General features: G+C 76.5%; 25 protein-coding genes. 16 read left to right on the forward strand and 9 right to left on the reverse strand.

Annotated elements, in window-relative coordinates:
- Positions 1-66: 66 nt before the first annotated feature.
- Complete coding sequence (locus JUB12_RS14095) at positions 67-759, forward strand: 2-oxo acid dehydrogenase subunit E2 (protein WP_205696058.1); 693 nt, start codon at positions 67-69, stop codon at positions 757-759.
- Here JUB12_RS14095 and JUB12_RS14100 read toward each other — a convergent pair.
- Positions 756-2,798 carry a SpoIIE family protein phosphatase gene (locus tag JUB12_RS14100; protein ID WP_205696059.1) on the reverse strand — a complete coding sequence of 681 codons (2,043 nt, stop codon included), beginning with the start codon at positions 2,796-2,798 and terminating at the stop codon, positions 756-758. The genes JUB12_RS14095 and JUB12_RS14100 overlap by 4 nt on opposite strands.
- A 10-nt stretch (positions 2,799-2,808) precedes the next feature.
- Positions 2,809-3,129, reverse strand: coding sequence for an STAS domain-containing protein (locus tag JUB12_RS14105; RefSeq protein WP_205696060.1), 321 nt, complete (start codon positions 3,127-3,129; stop codon positions 2,809-2,811).
- Positions 3,130-3,209: 80 nt separating this feature from the next.
- Here JUB12_RS14105 and JUB12_RS14110 point away from each other — a divergent pair, with 80 nt between their 5' ends.
- Positions 3,210-3,617, forward strand: a complete 408-nt coding sequence (locus tag JUB12_RS14110) for an ATP-binding protein (RefSeq protein WP_205696061.1) — start codon at positions 3,210-3,212, stop codon at positions 3,615-3,617.
- 3 nt (positions 3,618-3,620) lie between these two features.
- On the opposite strand, the gene JUB12_RS14115 is transcribed toward JUB12_RS14110, so the two are convergent.
- Both JUB12_RS14115 and JUB12_RS14120 read right to left on the reverse strand, forming a co-directional pair.
- Positions 3,621-4,268 carry a hypothetical protein gene (locus tag JUB12_RS14115; RefSeq protein ID WP_205696062.1) on the reverse strand — a complete coding sequence of 216 codons (648 nt, stop codon included), beginning with the start codon at positions 4,266-4,268 and terminating at the stop codon, positions 3,621-3,623.
- 78 nt (positions 4,269-4,346) lie between these two features.
- Complete coding sequence (locus JUB12_RS14120; protein ID WP_205696063.1) at positions 4,347-4,979, reverse strand: hypothetical protein; 633 nt, start codon at positions 4,977-4,979, stop codon at positions 4,347-4,349.
- 33 nt (positions 4,980-5,012) lie between these two features.
- Between JUB12_RS14120 and lipB the strand changes: the two genes are divergently transcribed.
- Positions 5,013-5,762: a lipoyl(octanoyl) transferase LipB gene (gene lipB, locus JUB12_RS14125; protein WP_205696064.1), complete on the forward strand. Its 750-nt coding sequence runs from the start codon at positions 5,013-5,015 to the stop codon at positions 5,760-5,762.
- Here lipB and purU read toward each other — a convergent pair.
- Positions 5,691-6,566: a formyltetrahydrofolate deformylase gene (gene purU, locus JUB12_RS14130; protein WP_205696065.1), complete on the reverse strand. Its 876-nt coding sequence runs from the start codon at positions 6,564-6,566 to the stop codon at positions 5,691-5,693. The two genes, lipB and purU, sit on opposite strands and share 72 nt — an antisense overlap.
- Before the next feature lie 25 nt (positions 6,567-6,591).
- Between purU and lipA the strand changes: the two genes are divergently transcribed.
- Positions 6,592-7,578, forward strand: a complete 987-nt coding sequence (lipA, locus tag JUB12_RS14135) for a lipoyl synthase (RefSeq protein WP_205696066.1) — start codon at positions 6,592-6,594, stop codon at positions 7,576-7,578.
- A gap of 427 nt (positions 7,579-8,005) precedes the next feature.
- Here the strand turns inward: lipA and JUB12_RS14140 are convergent, their stop codons facing one another.
- Positions 8,006-8,794 (reverse strand): hypothetical protein, encoded by a 789-nt coding sequence (locus tag JUB12_RS14140; RefSeq protein ID WP_205696067.1) that lies wholly within the window; start codon positions 8,792-8,794, stop codon positions 8,006-8,008.
- 24 nt (positions 8,795-8,818) lie between these two features.
- Between JUB12_RS14140 and JUB12_RS14145 the strand changes: the two genes are divergently transcribed.
- The 9 genes from JUB12_RS14145 to JUB12_RS14185 all read left to right on the forward strand — a co-directional run bounded on the left by JUB12_RS14145 (position 8,819) and on the right by JUB12_RS14185 (position 17,025).
- The gene (locus tag JUB12_RS14145; protein WP_205696068.1) at positions 8,819-9,577 is read left to right on the forward strand and encodes a rhomboid family intramembrane serine protease; all 759 of its coding nucleotides are present in this window, start codon (positions 8,819-8,821) and stop codon (positions 9,575-9,577) included.
- 5 nt (positions 9,578-9,582) lie between these two features.
- The gene (locus tag JUB12_RS14150) at positions 9,583-9,765 is read left to right on the forward strand and encodes a hypothetical protein (RefSeq protein WP_205696069.1); all 183 of its coding nucleotides are present in this window, start codon (positions 9,583-9,585) and stop codon (positions 9,763-9,765) included.
- Positions 9,762-10,742, forward strand: a complete 981-nt coding sequence (locus JUB12_RS14155) for a D-alanyl-D-alanine carboxypeptidase family protein (protein WP_205696070.1) — start codon at positions 9,762-9,764, stop codon at positions 10,740-10,742. Before JUB12_RS14150 ends, JUB12_RS14155 begins: the two co-directional genes overlap by 4 nt.
- On the forward strand, positions 10,739-11,758 hold the full coding sequence (fni, locus tag JUB12_RS14160) for a type 2 isopentenyl-diphosphate Delta-isomerase (RefSeq protein WP_205696071.1): 1,020 nt from the start codon (positions 10,739-10,741) through the stop codon (positions 11,756-11,758). Before JUB12_RS14155 ends, fni begins: the two co-directional genes overlap by 4 nt.
- The gene (gene crtI / locus JUB12_RS14165) at positions 11,755-13,245 is read left to right on the forward strand and encodes a phytoene desaturase family protein (RefSeq protein ID WP_205696072.1); all 1,491 of its coding nucleotides are present in this window, start codon (positions 11,755-11,757) and stop codon (positions 13,243-13,245) included. The genes fni and crtI overlap by 4 nt, the downstream gene beginning before the upstream one ends.
- A gap of 10 nt (positions 13,246-13,255) precedes the next feature.
- Positions 13,256-14,050, forward strand: coding sequence for a phytoene/squalene synthase family protein (locus JUB12_RS14170; RefSeq protein WP_205696073.1), 795 nt, complete (start codon positions 13,256-13,258; stop codon positions 14,048-14,050).
- 13 nt (positions 14,051-14,063) lie between these two features.
- The gene (locus JUB12_RS14175; protein WP_205696074.1) at positions 14,064-14,783 is read left to right on the forward strand and encodes a carotenoid biosynthesis protein; all 720 of its coding nucleotides are present in this window, start codon (positions 14,064-14,066) and stop codon (positions 14,781-14,783) included.
- On the forward strand, positions 14,783-16,204 hold the full coding sequence (locus JUB12_RS14180; protein ID WP_205696075.1) for an NAD(P)/FAD-dependent oxidoreductase: 1,422 nt from the start codon (positions 14,783-14,785) through the stop codon (positions 16,202-16,204). The genes JUB12_RS14175 and JUB12_RS14180 overlap by 1 nt, the downstream gene beginning before the upstream one ends.
- Positions 16,205-16,338: 134 nt before the next feature.
- A complete protein-coding gene (locus JUB12_RS14185; protein ID WP_205696076.1) occupies positions 16,339-17,025 on the forward strand; it encodes an alpha/beta hydrolase fold domain-containing protein in 687 nt (228 codons plus the stop codon).
- On the opposite strand, the gene JUB12_RS14190 is transcribed toward JUB12_RS14185, so the two are convergent.
- A complete protein-coding gene (locus JUB12_RS14190; protein WP_205696077.1) occupies positions 17,015-17,746 on the reverse strand; it encodes a hypothetical protein in 732 nt (243 codons plus the stop codon). The two genes, JUB12_RS14185 and JUB12_RS14190, sit on opposite strands and share 11 nt — an antisense overlap.
- A gap of 22 nt (positions 17,747-17,768) precedes the next feature.
- On the opposite strand from JUB12_RS14190, the gene JUB12_RS14195 reads away from it, so the two are divergent.
- Positions 17,769-18,278, forward strand: a complete 510-nt coding sequence (locus tag JUB12_RS14195; protein WP_205696078.1) for a glycerol-3-phosphate acyltransferase — start codon at positions 17,769-17,771, stop codon at positions 18,276-18,278.
- Here the strand turns inward: JUB12_RS14195 and JUB12_RS14200 are convergent.
- Both JUB12_RS14200 and JUB12_RS14205 read right to left on the reverse strand, forming a co-directional pair.
- Positions 18,232-18,957 carry a sensor histidine kinase KdpD gene (locus tag JUB12_RS14200; protein WP_205696079.1) on the reverse strand — a complete coding sequence of 242 codons (726 nt, stop codon included), beginning with the start codon at positions 18,955-18,957 and terminating at the stop codon, positions 18,232-18,234. The two genes, JUB12_RS14195 and JUB12_RS14200, sit on opposite strands and share 47 nt — an antisense overlap.
- A gap of 69 nt (positions 18,958-19,026) precedes the next feature.
- Positions 19,027-20,106: a glycosyltransferase family 2 protein gene (locus JUB12_RS14205; RefSeq protein WP_205696080.1), complete on the reverse strand. Its 1,080-nt coding sequence runs from the start codon at positions 20,104-20,106 to the stop codon at positions 19,027-19,029.
- Between the two features lie 86 nt (positions 20,107-20,192).
- Here JUB12_RS14205 and JUB12_RS14210 point away from each other — a divergent pair, with 86 nt between their 5' ends.
- Together JUB12_RS14210 and JUB12_RS14215 are read left to right on the forward strand one after the other, a co-directional pair.
- Entirely contained in the window at positions 20,193-21,407 is a 1,215-nt protein-coding gene (locus JUB12_RS14210; RefSeq protein WP_205696081.1) for an acyl-CoA dehydrogenase family protein, read from the forward strand.
- Positions 21,404-22,546, forward strand: coding sequence for an acyl-CoA dehydrogenase family protein (locus JUB12_RS14215; RefSeq protein ID WP_205696082.1), 1,143 nt, complete (start codon positions 21,404-21,406; stop codon positions 22,544-22,546). Before JUB12_RS14210 ends, JUB12_RS14215 begins: the two co-directional genes overlap by 4 nt.
- The last annotated feature ends 50 nt before the right edge of the window (positions 22,547-22,596 follow it).

Raw genomic sequence — 22,596 nt, forward strand, 5'->3', positions numbered from 1 at the left:
GAACGGCCTGGACGTGAGCGCCGATCGGCCGACGGCGTCCAGGTGCCGGGCACTACGGTGCGGCCTGTGGCCGACCAGGCAGCGCAGGGCAACAGGGGCGACGTGACCGAGCGCCCCGCTGGGCGCCTCCAGCAGGCCGTCGCCCGCCGGGCGGCGGAGGCCCGCGCGACGGTGCCCCACGTCGACCTCGAGGCCGAGGCCGACGTCGAGGCGGCGCTCGCGGCGACCGGGGAGACCGTCGGCCTGGTCCACGTCGCCGTCAAGGCCTTCGCGACCGCGCTGGCCGAGCACCCCGTGGCCAACGGCAGCTGGCGCGGCGACGGCGTGGAGCGCTTCGGCCGCGTGAACGTCGCCCTGGCCGTCCTGCTCGACGACGCCGTGGTCCTCCCGGTCCTGCACGACGCCGACCGCGCCCCACTGGCCGCGCTCGCGGCCCGCGCCGGCGAGCTCGAGGCCGAGGCACGGGCCGGGACGATCCTGGCGCCGGCGCTGGCCGGCGCGACCGCGTCGCTCTGGGACCTCGGGGCCCACGGGGTCGAGCGCAGCGCGCCGATCGTCGCCCCCGGCCAGCTCTGCGCGCTCGGACTCGGCGCGCCGCGCGAGCGGCCGGTCGTCCGCGACGGCGGGGTCGTCGTCCGCCGCACCGCCTGGCTCAGCCTCGCCTGCGATCACCGGGCGCTGTTCGGCGTGGGTGCCGCGGCGCTGCTGGACCGGGTCCGGGCCCTCCTCGAGGACCCGGCGGCGCTGCTGCAGGCCTAGGCGGCCGCGGGCGCGCGCCTGACCCGCGCGACCGCCACGGCCACGTCGTCGCGCGGCGCCCCGCCCTGGGCCGCGACCGCCGCGTGCTCGAGCTTGCGGGCGATCGCGTCCGCGCTGAGCTCGTGGGCGCCCTCGAGCAGCTCGCCGACCCACTCCTCGCCGTCGGCGCGCCGCGACACGAGCGCCTCCGAGACGCCGTCGGTGTAGAGCACGAGCGCGTCGCCCGGGCCCAGCGACGCCCGGGCGTCGTGCAGCGACGGGTCCTGGACGTAGCCCAGCAGCGTCCCGGGCCGGCCGATGGGCTCGACGCGGCCGTCGGCGCGCACGACGAACGGCACCGGGTGGCCCGCGCGGCTCACCGTGACGCCCACGGAGCCTGCGCCGTCGGCGCCCGGCTCGAGCACCGCGAGCGCGACCGTGCAGTAGCGCCCGCGGCCGACGCGGTCCAGCACCAGCGCGCGGTTGAGCGCCTCGAGCACGCGGCTGGGGCGGTCCTCGTAGCCGGCGGCGGTGCGCAGCGTGTGGCGGGCCAGGCCCGTGAGGGCCGCGGCCGACGCGCCCTTGCCCGACACGTCGCCGACGACCAGGACGGTGGCGCCGCCGAGCATCGGGAACGCGTCGTAGAAGTCCCCGCCGATCTCCATGCCCTCGCCGAAGGGCCGGTAGGACGCGGCGAACTCGAGCGCCTCGAGGTCGGGCAGCCGGCTCGGCAGCAGCGAGGACTGCAGCGCCTGCGCGACGCCGCGCTGGGACTCGTAGAGGCGCGCGTTGTCGATGGCGAGCGCCGCGCGGCGCCCGATGTCCTCGGCCAGGCCGAGGTCCGGCGCCTCGAAGGCGCGCTCGCGCTCCAGCGACGCCAGGACGAGCGCCCCCAGCGCCCGCCCGCGGGCCTTCAGCGGGACGACCATCGCCGACCGCGGGCGCCGGCGCTCCAGCCGGACGCCCTCGGGCCCGAGCACCTTCACCGCCTGCTCGGTGTCGAGGACCGCCGGACGGCCGCTGCGCATGGCCTGCACCACGGGGTCGTCGTCGCGCGCGGCGTAGGCCTCCGGAAGCCGCTCGACCGCGCGCTCGACCAGCGGGTCGACCGCCGCCACGGCCAGCCGCTCCACCACCTCGTCGCCGAGCACGTCGACGAGGCAGACCTCGGCCAGCCGCGGCACGGAGACGCGCGCGATCGAGTCGAGCGTCGCCCGGAGGTCGAGGGTCGCGTCGATGACCGGGCCGGCGGCCGCGAGGTACGCGGCGCCGTGGTCGTGGAAGCCGGCGTCGCGGTAGGCGGTGACGTCGATCTGGACGCCCACGAAGCGCACGACCTCGCCGTGCTCGTCGCGCACCGGCGAGACGTGGACCTCGTTGTGGAACGGGGTGCCGTCCTTGCGGTAGTTGCGCAGCTCGACGGTGACCGCGCGCGCCTCGCGCACCGCGTCGCGCAGGACGTCCAGGGCCTCGGGCTCCGTCGCCGGCCCCTGGAGGAAGCGGCAGTTGCGGCCGAGGACCTCCTCGAGCGCGTAGCCCGTCATGTGCAGGAACGACTCGTTGGCGTAGACGATCGGACCGTCCTCGAGCCGGGGGTCGGTGAGGATGAAGCCGGTGCCGGTGAGGTCCAGCGCGCGCCGCAGCAGCGCGAACTCGCCGCCGACCCGGACGTGCTCGGCCTGCAGACGCGCGTAGTGGGCGGCCAGCGACAGCCGGATGGCCACGTCGCGCGGCAGGTCGTCCGCCGGCGCGATGCCCCAGACGTCGTTGGCGCCCGCGTCGAGCGCCGCGACGACGTCGACCTCGGGTGCCTCGCCGACCACGACGACGACCGGGCCGTCGCCGGGCGTCTGCGCCCGCAGGGCCTGGACGAGCTCGAGCGCGGGGTCGTCGCCCACCCGCCAGCCCACCGCCACCAGCTCGGGCGGCGGGTCGGCGTGCTCACCGGCCAGCAGCTCCTGCGTCGAGGTCGCGACCGTGACGTCGTGACCGTGGCGCGCCAGCTCCTCGCGCAGCGCCTCGCGGCGGACCTCGTCGGCGTCGGCGATGAGCGCGCGCACGCCGGCGGCCCTACTCGAGGTCGGCCGCCGTCAGCCGGTCGGCCACGCGGACCATGCGCATCACGCGGGCCGCCTCGCCGTCCCCGGCGGCGACCACGAGCCGGCGGCCGGCGTCGGCCGCGCGGACGTCGGCGTCCAGCACGATCCCCAGGCCGGTCGAGTCGAAGTACTCCACCTCGCGGAGGTCCAGCTCCAGGACCCCGTCGCCGACCGCGTCCTCGGCCTCCCGCAGGGCACGCTCCAGCCGCTCGCCGGTCGTCATGTCCAGGGCGCCGCGGACGACGAGTCGCACCCGGTCCCCGCGGTCGTCGCGCTCGACCTCCAAGGCCATCGGGGCGCCAGCATAGTCGGCGCGGCATGGCGCGCACGCGCCGTGCCGGAGCGGCTTGCGGCGGGTACCTTGCCCGGCGGATGCGCCGTACGGCCTCGCTCCCGCCGGACCCGACCGCCCTCCGGCTGGCGCGCGACGCCGTGGACGCCTTCCGCGACAGCCTGTCGGAGGTCCGCTGGCGCGACGCGCGCATCGCCGTCTCCGAGCTGGTCGCCAACGCCGTGCGCCACGTCGAGCACCGCGAAGGCGACACGCTGGACCTCGCGCTGGAGCTCGACGACCACAGCCTGCGCGTCGAGCTCGCCGACGGGGGGCCGGGCTTCGACCGCGCCCCCACCTCGCGAGGCGACGAGCACGGCGGCTGGGGCCTCTACATCGTCGACCTGGTCGCGCGCGACTGGGGCGTGGACCGCGAGCCGCGGACTCGCGTGTGGTTCGTGCTCGACGTGGCCGACGGCGACGGCGCGGGCGCAGCGCAGCAGGCCTGAGGCCTACTGGCCGCCCTTCTTGGCGCCGCCGAGCAGCTGGTCCACGACGTTCGCCGCGGCGTCGCCGACGCCCTTGACCGTCGTCCCGACGGTGTCGCCGATGCCCGTGACGGTGTCGGCCAGCGTCGGCGAGGCCGGCTCGAGGCCCTTGCCCACGGAGTCGGTGACGGACTCGACGCCGTCGGCGAGCGGGGTCGTCGTGTCGCGCAGGGTCTGGCCCGTGGACCCCTTCTTCGCCGGGGCCTTGGGGGCGGCGGCGTGGGTGTCGGGCTGCGAGGACTGCGGCGTCGTGGTCGACCGTGAGGTGGAGCTCGGGCGGCGGATCACCGGCTTGACCTGCGAGCCGGGGGCGGTCACGCGGACCTGGCGGGCCTGGACACGCTCGGCGCGCTGGACCGCTCGGACGGCGCGCGGGGCTCGGCGCTGGACGGGCTGCGACGCGAGGGCCACCGCGCGGGCGCTCACCGGCGTCCTGGCGGCGGCGGGGAGCGCGGCGAGGGTCGAGACCTCGCCCTCGGCGCTGGGGCGCCGCAGCTCGGGCCAGCCCTTGAAGGCGACGACCGTGCTCACGGCGAGCAGGGCCAGCGACCCGGCGAGGACGAGGCAGGTGGCGGCGCCGAGGCCGGCGAGGAAGCTGCGCGTGAAGCGCACGGGTTCCCCATCGGCGCCTCGCACCAAGACCTTGAGCCCGATGGCGAGGCTGCCGGACCTCGCGCCGCGCGAGGCGGCCTACTGGCCGCGACGACCGGGGTTGAGCGGGCCGCTGACGACCGCGTTCGGACGCTGGTCGGGGTCGCGGAAGACGCGCGGCGGGTCGCGGCGGGTGTCGACGAACAGGCACAGGTGCCGCCCCGCCTCCGGCCCGGGGACGCAGGTGCGGAAGAAGTCGCCGCCGGGCTTGACGGTGTCCGCCGCCGCCAGACCCGGCCGGAACTCGGGCGCCTGGTGGGCGACGTACTGCCGGACGGCCTGCGCCTGGGCGGCGAGGTCGTCCTCGGCCTCCTGCAACGCGGGCCGGTGGGCCAGGCCCGCGCCGACCAGCACGGCGAGACCGGCGAGCACCGCCGTCGTGGCCGCCCGGTCGCGGGCCACGAACCCCGGGAGCGCCCGGTTGCGGCGGCGCAGGAGCCCGCCCCCGATGCGCCCGCCGAGGGCGACGAGCGCCAGGTTGAGGAAGGCCGCGAGCAGGAACGCCGGGACGACGTCGACGCCGTCCTCCCCCGCCGGCGGCAGGACGCCGAGGGCCACGGTCTCGGCGATCGTGGCCAGCGCCGCGGCCGGCGCCTGCCACGCGCCGCGCAGCCGCCAGCGCAGGCGCGTGAGCCAGAGCCGGCCGTCCTCGGGCTGTGGCGCTGCGGCCAAGGGGCGAGTGTGCCACGGCGTACCATCGAGGTCGTGGCGGAGCTGTGGGTCGCGGACCTCGGGCTGGTGCCCTACGACGAGGCGCTGGCGCTCCAGCGCGCCGTCCGCGCCGCGCGTCAGGCCGAGCGCGTCCCGGACGTCCTCCTGCTCCTCCAGCACCCGCCCGTCTACACCCGCGGGCGCCGGACCGACCCGGCTGAGCTGCCGCTCGGCGAGGCCTGGTACCGCGAGCGGGGCATCGACGTCGTCGACGTCGACCGCGGCGGCAAGGTCACCTTCCACGGCCCGGGGCAGCTCGTCGGCTACCCGATCGCGCGGGTGACGGACGTCCTGGGCTTCGTCGGCCTCCTCGAGGACGCGATGGTCGCGGCGCTCGAGCAGGAGGGCCTCGCGGCGCGCGGCCGGGCGGCGGAGGGGCGCGACTGGACCGGGGTCTGGGTGCAGGACCGCAAGATCGGCTCGATCGGCCTGCACGTCTCCCACGGCGTGACGACGCACGGCTTCTCGCTGAACGCCGACCTGGACCTCGAGCCGTTCTCGTGGGTCGTGCCGTGCGGGCTGTCGACGCCGATGACGTCGCTGTCGGCCGAGCGCGGCGGCGGGCCGGTCGACCTGCGCTGCCTGCGCAAGCGCGTGGCCCACGAGGTGGCGGGCCGGCTGGGCGTCAAGCAGCGGCTCGTCACGCGCGCGCGGCTCGAGCGCGCGATCGCCCTAGAAGACGATCGTGCGCCCGTCGTGCACGAGGACGCGGTCGTCCAGGTGGCGGGCGACGGCGCGCGCTAGGACCACGCGCTCGACGTCCTTGCCGATCCGCTGGAGCGCCGCGACGTCGTCGCGGTGGCTGACGCGGACGACGTCCTGCTCGATGATCGGGCCGGCGTCGAGCTCCTCGGTGACGTAGTGCGCGGTCGCGCCGATGATCTTCACGCCGCGGTCGTGGGCGCGGCGGTAGGGGTCGGCGCCCGCGAAGGCCGGCAGGAACGAGTGGTGGATGTTGATGACGGGCGCCTGCAGGCGCTCGAGGAAGTCGCCGCTGAGGACCTGCATGTAGCGGGCCAGGACGACGAGGTCGACCTCGTCGCGCAGCTGGTCGAGCATCGCCTGCTCGGCCTCGGCCTTGCTCTCGCGGAAGACGGGCACGTGGACGTAGGGGACGCCGAAGGCCTGGACGCGGTCGCGCAGGTCCTCGTGGTTGGAGAGCACGAGCGCGACGTCGGCGTCGAGCTCCCCGTTGGCGTGGCGCCAGAGGAGGTCCAGGACGCAGTGGTCGGGGCGCGAGCAGAGGATCGCCATGCGCTTGCGGCGCTCGACCGGCCAGATCCACCAGTCCAGGTCGAAGTGGCGGGCGACCGCGTGCTCGAAGTCCTGCTCCAGCGTGGGCAGCCGGCGGCGCTCGACGTCGAAGGCCAGGCGCATGAAGTACTGGCCCCCGCGGGGGTCCGTCGAGTGCTGGTCGAGCTCGACGACGTTCGCGCCGGCCTCCGCGAGGAAGCGCGAGACGGCCGCGACGATCCCGGGCCGGTCCGGGCAGGTCCCGACGAGCCGGACGATCGCGTGCTCGGCGCCCGGGGCCTCCTGCGGCTGCATGCGCCGACGCTATCTTGGGTCGCCCATGGCCGCGACCGAGCCCCGACCGCTGTCGACCCGGTCCCGGGCCAACCCGGGCGGGATGGACGTCCTCACCGTCCTGGGTCCCGACGTGCTGCCGCTCAAGGCGCGCAAGCCGGCCTGGTTCAAGGTGCCGGCGCCGGGCGGCCCGCGCTACCGCGAGCTCAAGCGCTCGATCGAGGGCGACGACCTCCACACGGTCTGCCAGGAGGCCGCCTGCCCGAACATCGGCGAGTGCTGGGAGCGCGGCACCGCGACGTTCATGATCCTCGGCGACACGTGCACCCGCCGCTGCGGCTTCTGCAACGTGCGCACGGGCAAGCCGACGTGGAACGACCCGCTCGAGCCCGCCCGCGTCGCCCGCCAGGTCGCGCGCATGGGCCTGCGCCACGCGGTCATCACGTCCGTCGACCGCGACGACCTGCCCGACAAGGGCGCCTCGGCCTTCGTCGGCGTCATCCGCCAGATCCGCCGCCAGGCGCCGGGCTGCCAGGTCGAGGTCCTCACGCCCGACTTCCAGGGGCAGGAGATGCCGCTCGCGAAGGTCATCGCCGAGCGCCCCGACGTCTTCAACCACAACGTCGAGGTGGCGCCGCGCCTGTACCCGCTGGCCCGCCGCGGCTCGACCTGGTCGCGCTCCCTGCGCGTCCTGCGCACGGCCAAGGAGCTCGGTGGCGACGAGGTCGTCACCAAGTCGGGCTTCATGGTCGGCCTCGGCGAGTCCTTCGACGAGATGGTCGACGCGATGGGCCAGCTGCGCGAGAACGACGTCGAGGTGGTGACCGTCGGCCAGTACCTGCGCCCGACCGAGCGCCACCTCCCGGTCGTGCGGTGGTGGACGCCCGAGGAGTTCGACGCGCTGGCGCGCGAGGGCGAGCGGATGGGCTTCCTGCACGTCGCGGCCGGCCCGCTCGTGCGCTCGAGCTACCACGCGGACGAGCACGTGCGCCAGGAGCGGCCCGGGGTGGGGCCGCTGGCGGCTTCGGCCTGAGGGTCGGTCGCGGTCGCGTCGGCGGCTGTGGCGTTCCGCGCGGTGCGGTCGCGGTGGCCGAATCCGTCGCTGTCTCGCACTGAGGGAGGGGAACCGGCCGGCCGGCGCGTGGATCGCGAGGCGTCGGGCGGGCTTCGGGCCGTCCTGGGCGAGGTTCGGGCGGTCCTGGGGGTTCGAAGGGTGGTCGCACCACACCGCCGTGAGGGTCCGCGCGGCTGACTGCTCGTCACCCTGCAGTTCGGCCCCCTATAGGGCCGGAGACGACAGGGTCACGGACGGACCGCACCCGTCGGTGTGCCCGGGCACCAGATCCGCCCCTCCGACCGCCGGGCGGCTCAGGCCTCCCCCTCCTTCAGTGCAGAACGGCGACCGCTTCGGGCCCGACGAGCGCCGGAGCGGAACGCCACCGCCGAACGCCACCAACGCCCTAGCGCCGGTTGCGCTTCCGCGCCGCCTTCGCGCTCTTGCGCTTGTCCTTCTTCACCGCCCGCGGATCCCGGCGCGGCGCCCCCGCCGCGCCGCGCGGCACCGCCGGCCGCCGCAGCACCGGCAGGGCCGGCCACGACCCCGGGGGCAGCCCCAGCGCGCGCGCCACGAGGGGGCCGTCCAGCGCGAGGCCCTCGTCGACGCCCGCCTGGAGCTCGACCGCCTCGGCCAGGAGCGTGCGGACCTCGGTGATCGCGGCCGCGCGGGCGATCTCCTCGCCCTCGGGCGTGAGCTCGAGCATGAGCGCCTCGGCCTCGACGGCGGCGCGGTCGTCGCCCAGGCCGCCGGCCAGGCCGTTGGCGTCGGCGGCGAGCATGAGGGTGAAGTGCGCGCCCTCGGCCTCGAGCTGGCCGGCGAGGACCCACGCGCCCTCCTCCTGGTCGCGGCGCAGGCGGCGCAGCTCGAGCTCGGGCGCCGCGGTCACGGGCGCGACGCCGGTGGCGGCGAGGCGCTGGAGGGCGGCGTCGGCGAGCGGGCCGAGCGGCTCGGCGAAGAGCCGGCGCAGGCGGTCCAGGACGTCGGCGGCCTCGCCGGTGGCGCGGCGCTCGAGCTCGTCGACGACGACCTCGGGCGCGTCCTCCACGTCGAGCAGGAGCCCGAAGAACGCCGCGACGCGCTCGGCCTGCAGGGGGCGGCGGGCGCCCGCCAGGCCCTTCAGGGTCTCGTCGGCCAGCAGCCGGGCCTGCTCGCGCAGCTCCTCCCTCGACACCCCGCCATCTTGGCGCAGCATGGCGGCGGGTAGCGTCCGCGCAGCGTGTTCCCGCTCAAGGACTCCATCCCGACCGACCGCTTCCCGGTCGTCACGGTCGCGCTCATCCTCGCCAACGTCGTCGCGTTCTTCCTGTCGCTGCGCGACGGCGGCGACCTGTGGAACGGGCCCTCGCCGACCTTCCTCTACGACTGGGGGTTCATCCCCTACGAGGCCTCGCATCTGGGCGACCAGTGCGTCGTCCAGGGCGACCAGGTCGGCTGCGGCGACGTCAGCGGCCAGCCGAGCCTCGTGGTGACCGCCTTCTCGTCGATGTTCCTCCACGGCGGCCTGCTGCACATCGGCGGCAACATGCTCTTCCTGTGGGTCTTCGGCAACAACGTCGAGGACAGCATGGGCCGCGTGACGTTCCTGGCCTTCTACCTGCTGGCCGGGCTCGCGGCGCTCGTCGGCCAGTACCTCGTGGGCAGCGGCGAGACGGTCCCGCTGGTGGGCGCGTCGGGTGCCGTCGCCGGCGTGCTGGGCGGCTACCTCGTGCTCTACCCGCGCGCCCGGGTCGTGACGTTGGTCTTCATCATCCTGTTCGTCACGATCCTCGAGCTGCCGGCGCTCTTCTTCCTGGGCTTCTGGTTCCTGCAGCAGATCGCCTTCGGCTACTTCGACCTCGTCGGCTCGGCCGGCGACGCGGGTGGCGTGGCGTACTTCGCGCACATCGGCGGCTTCGTCTTCGGCGCGCTGCTCGTCAAGGTCTTTGCAACGCGCGTGTCAGGCGGCGCGGACCGCGGGCGCCGCCCGGTTTACTGAGCCGGGTGGACCCCGCCCACCGGCCGATCCTCGTCGCCGCGCTCGTCTTCTGCGGCCTGCTGCTCGGGTTGACCGTCTACGTCGCGGTCGACACCGGGCCCGACGTGCTGACGGTCGTCAGCGCGCTCGTGCTGGCGATGTTCGGGTTCGGCGTGCTGGGCGCGCTGCGGGAGCCGCCCTCGTCGTGAGCGGGCGGCCGGCCCGCCTCGTCGCCGCGGCGGTGCTCGCCGCGGCCATCCTCGCCGGCTGTGGGGACGACGGCGGGTCCGCCGGACCCTCGACCCAGGCGCCGGTCGCCGTCGCACCCGGCCCAGCGCGCCCGCCCACGCAGGCCGCCAACGGCCCGCTCTACGTCGACGCGAACACGCGGCCCCTCGCGGTGAAGCTCGGCGACCCGCGCGACCCGGTCCACCAGCGCTTCCGCCAGCCGCCACGCTCCGGGCTGCTGTTCGACCTGGACACCGGCGAGGTGCTGTGGCGCAAGGACCCGACGCGGATCCTCCCGATCGCCAGCCTCACGAAGATGATGACCGCGACGCTCGTGGCCGAGCGCCTCGCGCCCGACGACAAGGCGCGGATCTCCAAGGAGGTCCTCGGCTACTCGGGATCGGGCGTGGGCGTGCTGCCGCGCGGCAAGCGCGTGAGCGTCGAGAACCTCCTCAACGGGCTCATGCTGGTGTCCGGCAACGACGCGGCCATCGCCCTGGCCCTGCGCGCGGCGGGGTCGCAGAAGGCGTTCGTCGCGCGGATGAACCAGCGCGCGCAGGAGCTGGGGATGTCCTGCACGCACTACGCCTCGCCGAGCGGGATCGTCGACGCGCACAACCACTCGTGCGCCTCGGACCTCGCGGCGCAGGCCCGCATGGTGCTCGACGTCCCGCGGCTGGCCGCGATCGTCAAGCGCCGCCGCGTGCGCCTGCGGTTCCCCATCAAGGGCGGCCGGCTCGAGCTCTACAACACCAACCCGCTGCTGCGGCGCGGCTACCCCGGCGTCATCGGGGTCAAGACGGGCTACACGGACGCCGCCGGGCGCTGCCTCGTGGCCGCCGCGCAGCGCGGCGGACGGCGCCTGGGCGTCGTCCTGCTGCACTCGCCGGACCCCGAACGTCACGCCCGAGTGCTCCTGAACCGCGGCTTCCGCGTACTGGCCCATGAGGGCCAGTGACAGCGAGACCAGACGCCGAGACCACAGCAAGCGCGGGCGCGCGCAAGGCCGACCACCTGCGGATCGCCGCCGGGCCGGGGGTCCTGCACGCCCGCGGGTCGGGCCTGGAGGAGCTGCGCCTGCGCCACCGCGCGCTGCCGGGCCGCGACCTGGAGGACGTGGCGCTCGAGACGTCGTTCGCCGGCGCGACGCTCGCCGCACCGCTCCTGGTCAGCGCGATGACCGGCGGGACGGCCGAGGCGGGCGCCGTCAACGGCGCGCTGGCCGCGGCCGCGGCGCAGCACGGCGTCGGCCTGGCGCTGGGCTCCGGACGGGCGCTGCTCGACGACCCGTCGCTGCTGGAGACCTACCGGCCCGCCGGCGCGCCGCGCCCGCCGCTCGTGCTGGCCAACCTCGGGGCGGTCGCCCTCCAACCCGACCGCGCCGAGCGCCTGGTCGAGCTCCTGGACGCCGACGGGCTCTTCGTCCACCTCAACCCGGTGCAGGAGGCCGTGCAGCCCGAGGGCGAGCCGTGCTTCGCCGGGGTGCTCGAGCGGATCGCCGCCACCGTGCAGCGACTGTCTCCGCGCCCGGTCCTCGTGAAGGAGGTCGGCTTCGGCATGGACCCCGAGGATGTGGGGCAGCTGGCCGCCGTGGGCGTCTCGGCGGTCGACGTCGCCGGCTCCGGCGGCACGAACTGGGCGCTGGTCGAAGGACGGCGCGACGGCCGCGCGGGCGCGGTGGCCCAGGCCTTCGCGGACTGGGGCGTCCCGACGGCGGAGGCCCTGCGCGGCGCCCGGGCCGCGGCGCCCGGCCTGCCGCTCGTCGGCTCGGGCGGCGTGGGCGACGGCGTCGCCGCGGCCAAGGCGCTCGCGCTGGGCGCCGACGTGGCCGGCCTCGCGCGCCCGCTGCTCGTCGCGGCACAGGACGGGCGCGCCGGGGCCGCGCTCGGGACGGTCGTGCGCCAGCTGCGCATCGCGGTGTGGGCCGCGGGCGCCGCGTCGGCCGCACAGCTCGGCGAGGAGCACCTGGCGTGACCCGGCGGGCCGTCGTCATCGGCGCCGGGCTCGGCGGGCTGGCCGCGGCGTTGCGCCTGCAGGGCGCGGGGTTCGAGGTCTGCGTGCTCGAGCGCGGCGAGCGGCCGGGCGGCCGCGCGGGCCAGCTGCGCGACGCGGGCTTCACGTGGGACACCGGGCCGTCGCTCGTGACCATGCCGTGGGTCCTCGAGGAGGCGTTCGCCGCGGGCGGCCTGGACCTCCACCGCGAGGTCGACCTGCAGCCGCTGGACCCCTACTACCGGATCCACTGGGCGGGTGAGGAGCGCCACCTCGACTTCGTCGCCCGCGAGCGCATGCCCGACGAGCTCGCGCGGTTCAGCGCGCGCGACGCCGCCGCGTTCGAGGGCTTCATGGAGGCGCTGGCGCCGATCTACACCGACGGCATCGTCGCCGCCGGCCGTCGCGCCTTCCTCTCGCCGATGGACCTCGTCCGCTTCCTGCCGCGCATGCTGTCGCTGGGCGCGGCGGTGCCGCTGCACCACATGGTCGCCCGGCACTTCCGCCATCCGCGGGTCCGCGAGGCGATGAGCTTCCACTCGCTGTTCATCGGCGGCGACCCCTTCCGGGTGCCCGCCATCTACGGCGCGCTGGTCTACCTGCAGTTCCTCGACGGCGTCTGGTACGCGACGGGCGGCGTGCACGCGATCGTCGAGGCGATGGCGCGGGCGCTCGACGTCCGCTGCGACACCGAGGTCGAGCGCATCGAGACGGCCGGCGGTCGCGTGACCGGGGTCGTGACGCGCGGGGGCGAGCGGATCGCCGCCGACGTCGTGGTGGGCAACGGCGACGTGCTGGCCACGCACGAGCTCCTGGGCCGACGCCCGCCGCTGCGCCGCCTCAGGCCGACGATGTCGTGCTTCCTGCTCTACCTCGGCACGGACCGCCCCTTCGAGCAGCTGCACCACCACACGCTGCTGGTGGGCGAGGGCTACAAGGACTTCATCGCGGACGTGACACGGCGCGGCCGGCTGCCGCGCACGTCGTCGACGTACCTCCACGTCCCGACGCGGACCGAGCCGGCGATGGGCGACGGCCGCGGCGACTCGATCTGCGTCCTGCTGCCGGTCCCCAACCTCCGCGGCGGCCAGGACTGGGCGGTCGAGGCCGATCGCGTGCGCGACTGGCTCGTGCGCGACCTCGAGACGACCTTCGGCCTCGAGGGGCTCGGCGCGGCGACCGTGGTCGAGCACCGGATGACGCCGCAGGACTTCCGGACGCGCTTCGGGGCGGTCGACGGCAACGCCTTCGCGACGGAGCCGACGCTCCACCAGTCGGCGTGGTTCCGCCAGCACAACCGCGACCCGAAGGTCGCCGGGCTCTACCACGTCGGCGGCGGCGTCCATCCCGGTGCGGGCATCCCGGGCGTGGTGCTGGGCGCCGAGGTCACGGCGGGGCTCGTGCTGGAGGACCACCCCCACCTGCCGGCCACGCGCGGGAGGGCGGCAGATGCTGCTGCCGTCGTCTGAGGACAGGCTCGTGGCGGAGGCGCGCGCGACCACCGCGCGCGTGGCCCGCACCTTCTCGCTGGCGTGCCGGCTGCTGCCGCGCGAGGTGCGCGACGACGTCCACCTGCTCTACCTCGTCCTGCGCACGCTCGACGACCTCGTCGACTTCGGCGACCCGCGGGCCGCGGCGGAGGTCGAGGCGGTCGAGGCGTGGTGCGCGACCGGCGCCGTGCGCTCGCGCGAGGCGGCGATCCTCGCGGCGCTCGACCGCCGGCACGGCCTGCCGCGCGAGGCGGTGGAGGACTTCTGCCGCGGCATGCGCGACGACCTCGCGGCCCGGCCGATCGCGACGGAGGAGGAGCTGGACGTCTACTGCCACCGGGTGGCGGGGACGGTCGGGCTGCTGATGGCGGCGGTGCTCGGCGTCGTGCCCGGGCGCGAGCGCGAGGCGGCGCGCGCGGCCGCGGCGCTGGGGTGCGCGATGCAGCGCACGAACATCCTGCGCGACATCGACGAGGACCGCGAGCAGGGCCGGGTCTACCTCGCCCAGGAGACGCTCGCGCGCTTCGGCGGCGACGCGCTGCCGGGTCACCGGGAGGCGCTCGTGCGCGACCAGATCACGCGGGCCGACGCGCTGTACGACGAGGGACTGGCCGGGGTCGCGCTGCTGGCCCGTGGACGCTTCGCCATCCGCGCGGCGGGCGCGATGTACCGGGAGATCCTGCGCCAGATCGAGCGCGACGGCTACGGGGCGCGGCCGGGTCGCGCCGTGGTGCCGACCCGACGCAAGCTCGCGGTGGCGGCCCGCGCCCGCGTGGCGGCCTGAGAGCCTTCGGGCCGTGCGGTCCTCCCGGCTCCTCGCGGGCGCCGTCGTCGGCGTGCAGCTCGTCTACCCCGCCGTGCCGGCGCGCTGGCGGGTGCGCGCGACGCAGGCCGTGATGGGCGTCGTCGCCGCCGCGGCCGTCCAGTCCCTGCGCGAGCGCGTGGGTGGCCGGCGGGCCGCGGCGATGGTGGCGTGCAGCGCGGGCGTGGGGACGGTCGCCGAGGTCGTCGGCGTGCGCACCGGCCGGCCGTTCGGCCGCTACGCCTACGGCGATGGCCTGGGCCCGAAGGTCCTCGGGGTACCGCCCGGCGTCCCGGTCGCGTGGACGATGCTGTCCCCGGCCGCGTGGTCGGTCGCCGGCCTCGTGGCGCGGTCCCCGGCCGCGCGGGTGGCGACGGCCGCCGGCGCGCTCACGGCGTGGGACGTCCACCTCGACCCGCGGATGGTCCGCGAGGGTCACTGGCGCTGGCCCGGCGGCGGCGCGTACGCCGGCGTGCCGCTGTCGAACTTCGGCGGCTGGTTCGTCACCGGGCTGGGGCTCTTCGGCCTGTGGGCGCTGCTCGACGGCGACGGCGAGCCCGACGACGCCGACCTCGTGCTCTACCTCTGGACGTGGGTCGGCGAGACGGTCGCCGGCGTGCGCTTCTGGGGTGCGCCCGGCGTCGCCGCTGCCGGCTTCGCCGCCATGGGCGCGTTCGCCGTGCCCGCCCTGCGCGCCCGGCTGGCGCGGGGCTGATGCGCGTCGTCGTCGTGGGGGCCGGGGTCGGCGGGCTCGCGGCGGCGGTCCGGCTCCAGCACGCCGGCCACGACGTCACGGTGCTCGAGCAGTCGGGAGCCGTCGGCGGCAAGTGCTCGCTCGTGCGGCTGGCCGGCCACCGGTTCGACGCGGGCCCGTCGCTGCTCACGATGCCCCACGTCCTCCAGGACCTCCTGCGCGACGTCGGCGCCGCGCCGCTCGAGCTGCTGGCGGTCGAGCCGGTCACCCGGTACCGGTTCGCCGACGGCACCGCCGTCGAGCTCAGCGCCGACCGGGACGCCAGCGCGCAGGCGCTCGAGCGCTGGTCGCCGGGCGCGGGCGAGGACTGGCGGCGCTTCCTCGCGGTCTGCGACGGGATGTGGCGGGCGAGCGAGCGCTTCCTCACCGGCCCGCCGCCGTGGCCCCCACGGCGACCGGGACCCGGGGAGGCGGCGCCCGACCCGCGCGACGGCCTCGCGGTGCGGCCGTGGCAGACCCTGCGCGGCCTGGCCCGCGCGACGGTGCGCGACCCGCGCCTGCGGATGGTCGTCGAGCGCTTCGCGACCTACGCGGGCTCGGACCCGCGGCGGGCACCGGCCGCGCTGGCGGTCGCCGGCTACGTCGAGCACGCCTTCGGCGCCTGGCACCCGCGCGGCGGCCTGTTCCGCGTCGTCGAGGCGCTCGTCGCCCGCTTCGCCGAGCTGGGCGGGGAGCTGCGCATCCACACGCGGGCGACCGGCCTGGTGCGCGCGGGCGCCAGGGTCGACGGGGTCCGGGTGGGGGGCTCCGCGACGGTGGTGCCCGCCGACGCGGTCGTCTGGGACGGCGACGCGCTCGCCCTCGCGCGGCTCCTGCACGGCGGCGCCGGTGCGTGGCGCGTGCCCGAGCGCTCGTCCAGCGGGCTCGCGGTCCTCCTCGCGGTGCACGGCCGGACCGACGGCCTCGCCCACCACGAGCTCCGCTTCCCCGCGGACCTCGACGCGGAGTTCGACGACCTCTTCGTCCACCGCCGGCCGGTGCGCGACCCGACGGTGTACGTCAGCGCGCCCGCGGCCACCGACCCCGCCAGCGAGCCGGAGGGCCAGGAGGGCTGGTTCGTCCTCGTCAACGCGCCGACCGGCGTCGACGCCGACTGGGAGGCGCAGGCCGACCGCGTCGTCGCCCGCCTCGGCGTCGCCGACCGCGTCCTGGCCCGCCACGTCCGCTCGCCGCACGACCTCGCGACCGAGACCGGCGCCGTCGGCGGCGCGATCTACGGGGCGGCGACCCACGGACGCCTCGGCGCGGTGCGCCGCCCCGGCCACCGCGTCCGCGGCGTGCGCAACCTCCTGCGCGTCGGCGGCACCGCCCACCCCGGCGGCGGCCTGCCGCTCGTCATGCTCGGCGGCGCCCTCGTCGCCCGCGAGCTCGGGCCCGCCTGATGCAAGGTGCCAGGCACCTTCCACCCCGACGGGGCCGTCCGCGCCGCAGGACGGGCGGAATGTGCCTGGCACCTTCCGCCCTCGGCGGAATGTGCCTGGCACTTTCCGCCCTCGCCCTGGCCGGGTGCGGCGGCGTGGAGCTGCGGACGGAGGGCTCGGAGCCGCTCGTGCGCGAGGTCGGCGTGGGTGCCCGGGCGGCGTACGTCCTGCGCCCGCCCGACGCGCCGGCGCGCCGGCCGCTGCCGACGGTGGTCTTCCTCCACGGCTGGACCGCGGTGTCGCCCAAGCAGTACGGCGGCTGGCTGCTGCACCTGCTCGCCGGCGGCCACCAGGTCGTGTTCCCCGTCTACCAGGAGCCGCCGTTCATCGGCCTCGACGGGGTCCTGGCCGACGCCGCGGAGGGCGTGCACGCGGCGCTGCGCCGCGCCCCGGCCGACCAGGACGACGTCGTCGTCGCGGGCCACAGCGCGGGCGGCGCGCTGGCCGCGGACCTCGCCGCGGGCGCCCGCGCGCTGGGCCTGCCCCGGCCGCGGGCCGTCTTCGCCGCCTACCCGGGCCGGTCGATCCTCGGCCTGCCGGCCCTCCTGCCCGAGCGCGACCCGCGCACGACGCCGCGCGGCACGACGGTCGTCGCGCTGGCCGGGACCGAGGACGTCGTCGTCGGCACGCGCTGGGCACGCCGCATCGCGCGGGCCGTGCCGGGCGGCCGGTTCGTGCTCGTGCGAGACCCCGAGGTCGCCGACCACCTCGCGCCCCAGCGCGAGGACGCCGCGGCGCGCCGGACCTTCTGGGCGCGCCTCGACGCGCTGCTCAGCCGCTGACCGGCGCGAGCGGGTCGGTCCCGTCCCACGTGCCCTCGGCGTCACGCGGGCGGAAGCGGGCGAAGAGCTCCTCGCTGTACCAGCGCTCGTCGCGCGTGCGCCGGACGACCCGGGCGTGGTCGGCGCGGCGGTAGGCGTAGGCCTGCAGGTCCGCGGTCGAGCGCCAGAGGGAGAACGTCGCCTGGCGCGCGAGCGGCCACTCGCCGACGCCGACGGAGGCCAGGAGGCCCTCGCTCCCCAGCAGCGCGCGAGCCGGCGGCTCGATGGCACGGTAGAAGGGCACGAGGGCGCCGGGACGGATCGTCGCCCGCGTCAGGACCGCGACGGGGCCGCCGTCGGGCACGCCACCGCCCGCCGCGACCGGGACCGGGTTGGCGCCGCCCCACGCCCCGTGCGAGCGCCGGACGTCGAGGCGCACGTGGAAGCGCTCGCGGGCGGTGGCGCGCCAGCGCGCGGCGACCTCCGACGAGGCCAGGAAGGCGTCGAGCGCCGCGTCGTCCTCCCAGACCGCGAAGAGCGCCCAGCGGCGCAGGTCGGCGCCGAGCGTCATGGTGCGGCCTCGGCCGGTCCCCAGCAGCCGCCAGAAGCGCAGCCCGGCCTGGCGGCGCAGGAGCGGGCGGTCCAGGCCCATGCGCGAGAGCGCCTCGGGAGCGTGCTCCCGGCCGAACCGGTGCAGGTGGAAGGATGCGACCACGGTCTTGGAGTACGTCCTCACCGCCATCTTGGGCTACCTGCTGGGGTCGGTGCCCGCCGCCCTCTGGGTCGCGCGCCGCCACGGCGTGGACCTGCGCCAGACGGCCGACGGCAACCCCGGGGCCTGGAACGCCCTCGAGCAGCTGGGTGCCCGGCGCGCGTGGCCGGCCTTCGTCGGCGACGGCCTGAAGGGGACGCTGGCCGGCGTCGCAGGGTGGCTGCTGACCGGCGACGCGTACGGCGCCTACACGGGCGTCGGCGCCGCCATGGTCGGCCACGCCCTGCCGCTCTTCGCCCGCTTCCGGGGCGGCAAGGCGGTCATGACCTTCGCCGGCGGGATGTTCGCGGCGGCGGCCGTCCCCGCCCTCCTCGCGCTGGCGCTCTGCCTGCTCGTGACCGCCGTGACGCGGTCGTTCGCCCGCGGCGCGCAGGCCGGCGTCTTCGGCGTGGTCCCGCTCCAGCTCGCCCTCCAGCCCGTCGAGCGCGTCGCGGCGACCGGCGCGCTCATGTGCCTCATCGGGGCGCTGTTCCTGTGGCGCTCGGCGTCTCGTCGCGGCTGAAGCGCCGGCGCTGGGGCAGGACGAAGGCCACCGTGGTCCCGCCGCCCTCGCGCGGGGTCGCCGTGATCCAGCCGCCCTCCGCCGCCACGAGGCTGCGGGTGAGCGCGAGGCCCAGACGGCCGTTGGAGACCGCCGGTCCGCGGGCCTCCAGCGCCCGCGCGACCGCGTCGGGCATGCCCGGCCCGTCGTCCCGGACCTCGACCACCACCCCGTCGGTGGTCACCTCGAGCCCGACGGCCACGTCGTGGGCACCGTGGCGCACGGCGTTGGCGACGAGGTTGGCCAGGACCTGGCGGACGACGAGCGGCCGGCCCCACAGCTCGTGCGCGGCGCCGTCCCAGCGGATCGCGGCGCGGCGCTCCTGCACCAGCGTCCGCAGCTCGGCGGCGACGTCCTCGAGCATCGCACGGACGTCGACGCGGCTGCGGCCCTCGGCGGCCGTCGCCCGCGCGTAGTCGAGCGTCTGGCGCACGATGTCGGCCGCGCGGCGCGAACCCGCCTCGAGCTCCACCAGCAGCTCGAGCGACTCGGCGCCCAACCGCCGCTCCTCGCGCATCCGCAGCACCTCGGCGAGGCCGGCGGTCGCCGTCAGCGGCGTCATCAGGTCGTGGGCGAGCAGCCCGAGCAGGTCCGGGCCCGCCGGCGTGGCGCCCCGGTGGTGGTCCCCAGCACCGTCCACGCCCTCAGGATCCTCCGGATGGTCGGGTCGCGACCACCTCTCTTTGCAGGGTGTTCGCGACGCCCTGTCTCACCTGCGGGGCGCCGCGAGCGTCCGCCCGCGCCACCGGCGGTCCGGACGCAGCACCGCCCACGTGAAGCGCGCCGCCACCGCCGGGTCCGCCAGCGGGGCGAGCAGGACGAGCGGCGAGCGCGGCCGGTAGCCCGCCCCGACCGCGGCCGCCAGGCCGAAGCGCACGGCCAGCAGCGCCCGGTCGACCCGCGTCGTCCGCCGCGCCAGCAGGCGCAGCACCGGCAGCGCGCACAGCAGCCAGAGCGCCGCCACGTCGACGGCGAGCTGGCCGGGCGGGGTGACGTCGCGTCCCGCGATCGAGCGCGACCACCCGGTCCACGTCCCGCGCGCCGACGGGTACATCTCGACCTCGGCCAGGGCACGCGCGTCGACGAAGCCGATGCGCCAGCCGTCGCGGACGAGCTCCCGCGCCAGGGCGACGTCCTCGACCTGGTGGCCGCGCACCCGCCCGTAGCCGCCGGCGCGCTGGAAGCGCTCGCGCGGCAGCAGGACGACCTGGCCGTTGAGGATCGCGCGCCCCGCCGGGGGCCGCCAGCCCTCCGCGTCGACCGGCCCGGCGCGGTACGGGATCGTCGCGGTGAAGGACGGATGCAGGACGAGGTCGGGCGCGGTGGCGCAGCGGAAGGGGACGGTCGCGCTCAGCAGGTCGTCCCCGTGCTCCGTCGCGGCGGCCACCAGCGCCCGCGCCAGGCCCGGCCGCGGGCGGACGTCGGCGTCGACGTGCACGACCCAGTCGCCGCGGGCGGCGCGGATCCCCTGCTCGAGCGCCCACGCCTTGCCCGCCCAGCCCGGCGGCGGCTCCTCGCCCTCCAGCACCGTCGCGCCCGCCGCGCGGGCGAGCGCCGCCGTCCCGTCCGAGGAGCGATCGTCCACCACGAGCACCTCGAGGAGGTCCGGGTCGTCGACCAGCCCGGCGAGGCACGGGCCGAGGCGGTCCTCCTCGTCGCGCGCCGGGACCACGACGGACACCGTCCCGCCCGGCTCGGGCGCACCGGGGCCCAGCGGCGCGCGCCGCCGTCGCCCGTGCGAGAGGCGCTCGAGCACGGGCAGCGCGAGCGCCGCCTGCGCCACGGTCACGAGATGGGCTCGACGCAGCGTCAGACCTCCATATGATGCGCGGTCGACTGGCTGGTCAGCCAACCCACCCGGGAGAAGAGCACAGCGTGGATCTGAACGACACCCCAGAGCAGGCCCAGTACCGCGAGCAGGTCCGCTCGTGGCTGGAGGAGCGCAAGGCGCAGGCGCCGCCGGCGCGCGGCGAGATGGACGACGACGGGTACCTCGACGCCCGCCGCGCCTGGCAGCGGACGCTCGCCGAGGGCGGTCTCGCCGGCGTGAGCTGGCCGAAGGACGTCGGCGGTCAGGGTCTCGGCCCGATCGAGCAGGTCATCGTCAACCAGGAGCTGTCCCGCGCCGAGGTGCCCGGCATCCTGGACGTCATCGGCATCGGCATGCTCGGGCCGTGCATCATCGCCCACGGCACCGACGAGCAGAAGTCGCGCTACCTCGGGCCGATGCTCCACGGCGACGAGGTGTGGTGCCAGCTCTTCTCCGAGCCGGCCGCGGGCTCGGACCTGGCCGCGGTGCAGACCCGTGCCGTGCGCCAGGACGACGGCTCCTTCCGGCTCAACGGCCAGAAGGTGTGGACGACGAACGCCCAGTTCTCCTCCTACGGCCTGCTGCTCGCGCGGACCGACCCGGACAAGCACAAGCACAAGGGCCTCACGATGTTCATCGTCCCGATGGACGCCGAGGGCGTGACGATCCGCGGCCTGCGCCAGATCTCCGGCGAGGCGGAGTTCAACGAGGTCTTCTTCGACGACGTCGTCGTCGGCGAGGAGAACGTCGTGGGCGGCATCGACAACGGCTGGATGACCGCGCTCACGGTCCTCATGTACGAGCGGGTGACGATCGGCCTGGGCTCCGAGGGCTTCGGCTACCGCGGCGACCGCTTCGCCCGCGCGCTGGTCGACAGCCCCGAGGCGCGCAAGGACAAGGAGGTGCGCAAGCGCCTCGGCGACCTGAGCGCCGAGCTCCTCGCGGTGCGCTTCACCGGCTACCGGACCCTGACCGCGCTCCAGCGCGGCCAGATCCCCGGTCCCGAGGCGGGCCTGTCGAAGGTCACGACCGTCAACGCGGCGATCGCCGCCGGCGAGCTCATCGCCGACGTCCGAGGGCCCGACGCCCTCGACGAGTCGACGGAGTGGGCGTACATGATCAGCTTCCTCCCGGGCCTCAAGTCGGCCGGCGGCACCGAGGGGATCCTGCGCAACACCATCGGCGAGCGCGTGCTGGGCCTCCCGCCCGAGCCGCGTCTGGACAAGGGCATCCCGTTCAGCGAGCTGCGGGCCAAGGAGAAGGAGGCGGTGGCGTCGTGAACCTCGCGCTGTCGGACGAGCAGGAGTTCCTGCGCGAGGCGGCCCGCGGGGCCCTGTCGCGCTTCAAGACCTTCGAGGCCGCCCGCGAGGGCCTCGAGGACCCGTCGAAGCTGCCGGACCTGTGGCCGACCGCCGTCGAGGCCGGCTGGCCCGGCCTGCTGGTCGGCGAGGACCAGGGCGGCGCCGGCCTCGGCGCCTTCGACGCGATGCTCGTGGCCGAGGAGCTCGGCCGCGTGCTGGCCGGCGTGCCGTTCCTCGGCGTGATCCCGGCGACGGCGATCCTCGACGCCGCGGGCGACGAGGCCCTCGGCGCGGTGGCCTCCGGCGAGGTGCGCCCGGTGTACGTGCCGGCCCGCCCGCCGTCGGACCTCGACGAGCCCGCCTGGACCGTCGACGCCCCGGGCGGCGTGCGCGGTCCCGCGCTGCGCGGGCAGGTCGAGGGCGACCAGGTCGCCGTGAGCGGCCACGCCGCCTACGTGGTGGACGCGCCCGGTGCCGACCTCCTGGTCGTCGTCACCTGCGTCGACGGCTCCGACGAGCCGGTCGCGGTCGCGGTCGACGCGGGTGCCGAGGGCGTCGCGATCGAGGACGTCCGGCGCTACGACGCCACCCGCTCGCTCGGCCACGTCGCGCTCGAGGGCGCCCGCGGCCGCCGGCTGGACTGCGGCCCCGACGCGCTGGCCGACGCGTGGTTCCTCGCCCACGCGCTCGTCGCCGCCGAGGCGATCGGGACCGTGCAGACGACGCTCGAGATGAGCGTCCAGTACGCCAAGGAGCGGTTCACCTTCGGGCGCGCCATCGGGTCCTACCAGGCGGTCAAGCACGAGATCGTCGAGATCCTGCGCACGCTCGAGAACGCCCGCTCGCTCCAGTACTACGCGGGCTGGGCGCGCGAGTCGGCCCCGGACGAGTTCGCCCTCGCGGCGAGCGCCGCCCGGTCGGCCGCCGGCAAGGCGCTGGACTTCTCCAGCCGCGCGGTGATCAACGTGCACGGCGGCATCGGCGCGACGTGGGAGCACGACGCCCCGCTGTTCTTCCGCCGCGCGCAGCTCACGCGCCGCCTCCTGGGCGGCCACGGCGAGGCGACCGACCGCGTCGCCGGCGAGCTCTTCCTGCTCGCCGACGCGACGCCCGCCTAGCCCTAGGCGGATCCCCGATGCACCCGCGGGCGGGTGGCGCGATCGTCTGC

Source organism: Conexibacter sp. SYSU D00693, assembly GCF_017084525.1.
Taxonomy (GTDB): Bacteria; Actinomycetota; Thermoleophilia; order Solirubrobacterales; family Solirubrobacteraceae; genus Baekduia.

What these genes read in the sequence shown, in the direction of transcription:
- JUB12_RS14140 (WP_205696067.1), bottom strand. Translation starts at nt 8,794, where the DNA reads ATGCTGCGCCAAGATGGCGGGGTGTCGAGGGAGGAGCTGCGCGAGCAG.
- JUB12_RS14105 (WP_205696060.1), bottom strand. Translation starts at nt 3,129, where the DNA reads ATGGCCTTGGAGGTCGAGCGCGACGACCGCGGGGACCGGGTGCGACTC.
- lipA (WP_205696066.1), top strand. Translation starts at nt 6,592, where the DNA reads ATGGCCGCGACCGAGCCCCGACCGCTGTCGACCCGGTCCCGGGCCAAC.
- JUB12_RS14110 (WP_205696061.1), top strand. Translation starts at nt 3,210, where the DNA reads ATGCGCCGTACGGCCTCGCTCCCGCCGGACCCGACCGCCCTCCGGCTG.
- JUB12_RS14190 (WP_205696077.1), bottom strand. Translation starts at nt 17,746, where the DNA reads ATGGCGGTGAGGACGTACTCCAAGACCGTGGTCGCATCCTTCCACCTG.
- JUB12_RS14180 (WP_205696075.1), top strand. Translation starts at nt 14,783, where the DNA reads ATGCGCGTCGTCGTCGTGGGGGCCGGGGTCGGCGGGCTCGCGGCGGCG.
- purU (WP_205696065.1), bottom strand. Translation starts at nt 6,566, where the DNA reads ATGCAGCCGCAGGAGGCCCCGGGCGCCGAGCACGCGATCGTCCGGCTC.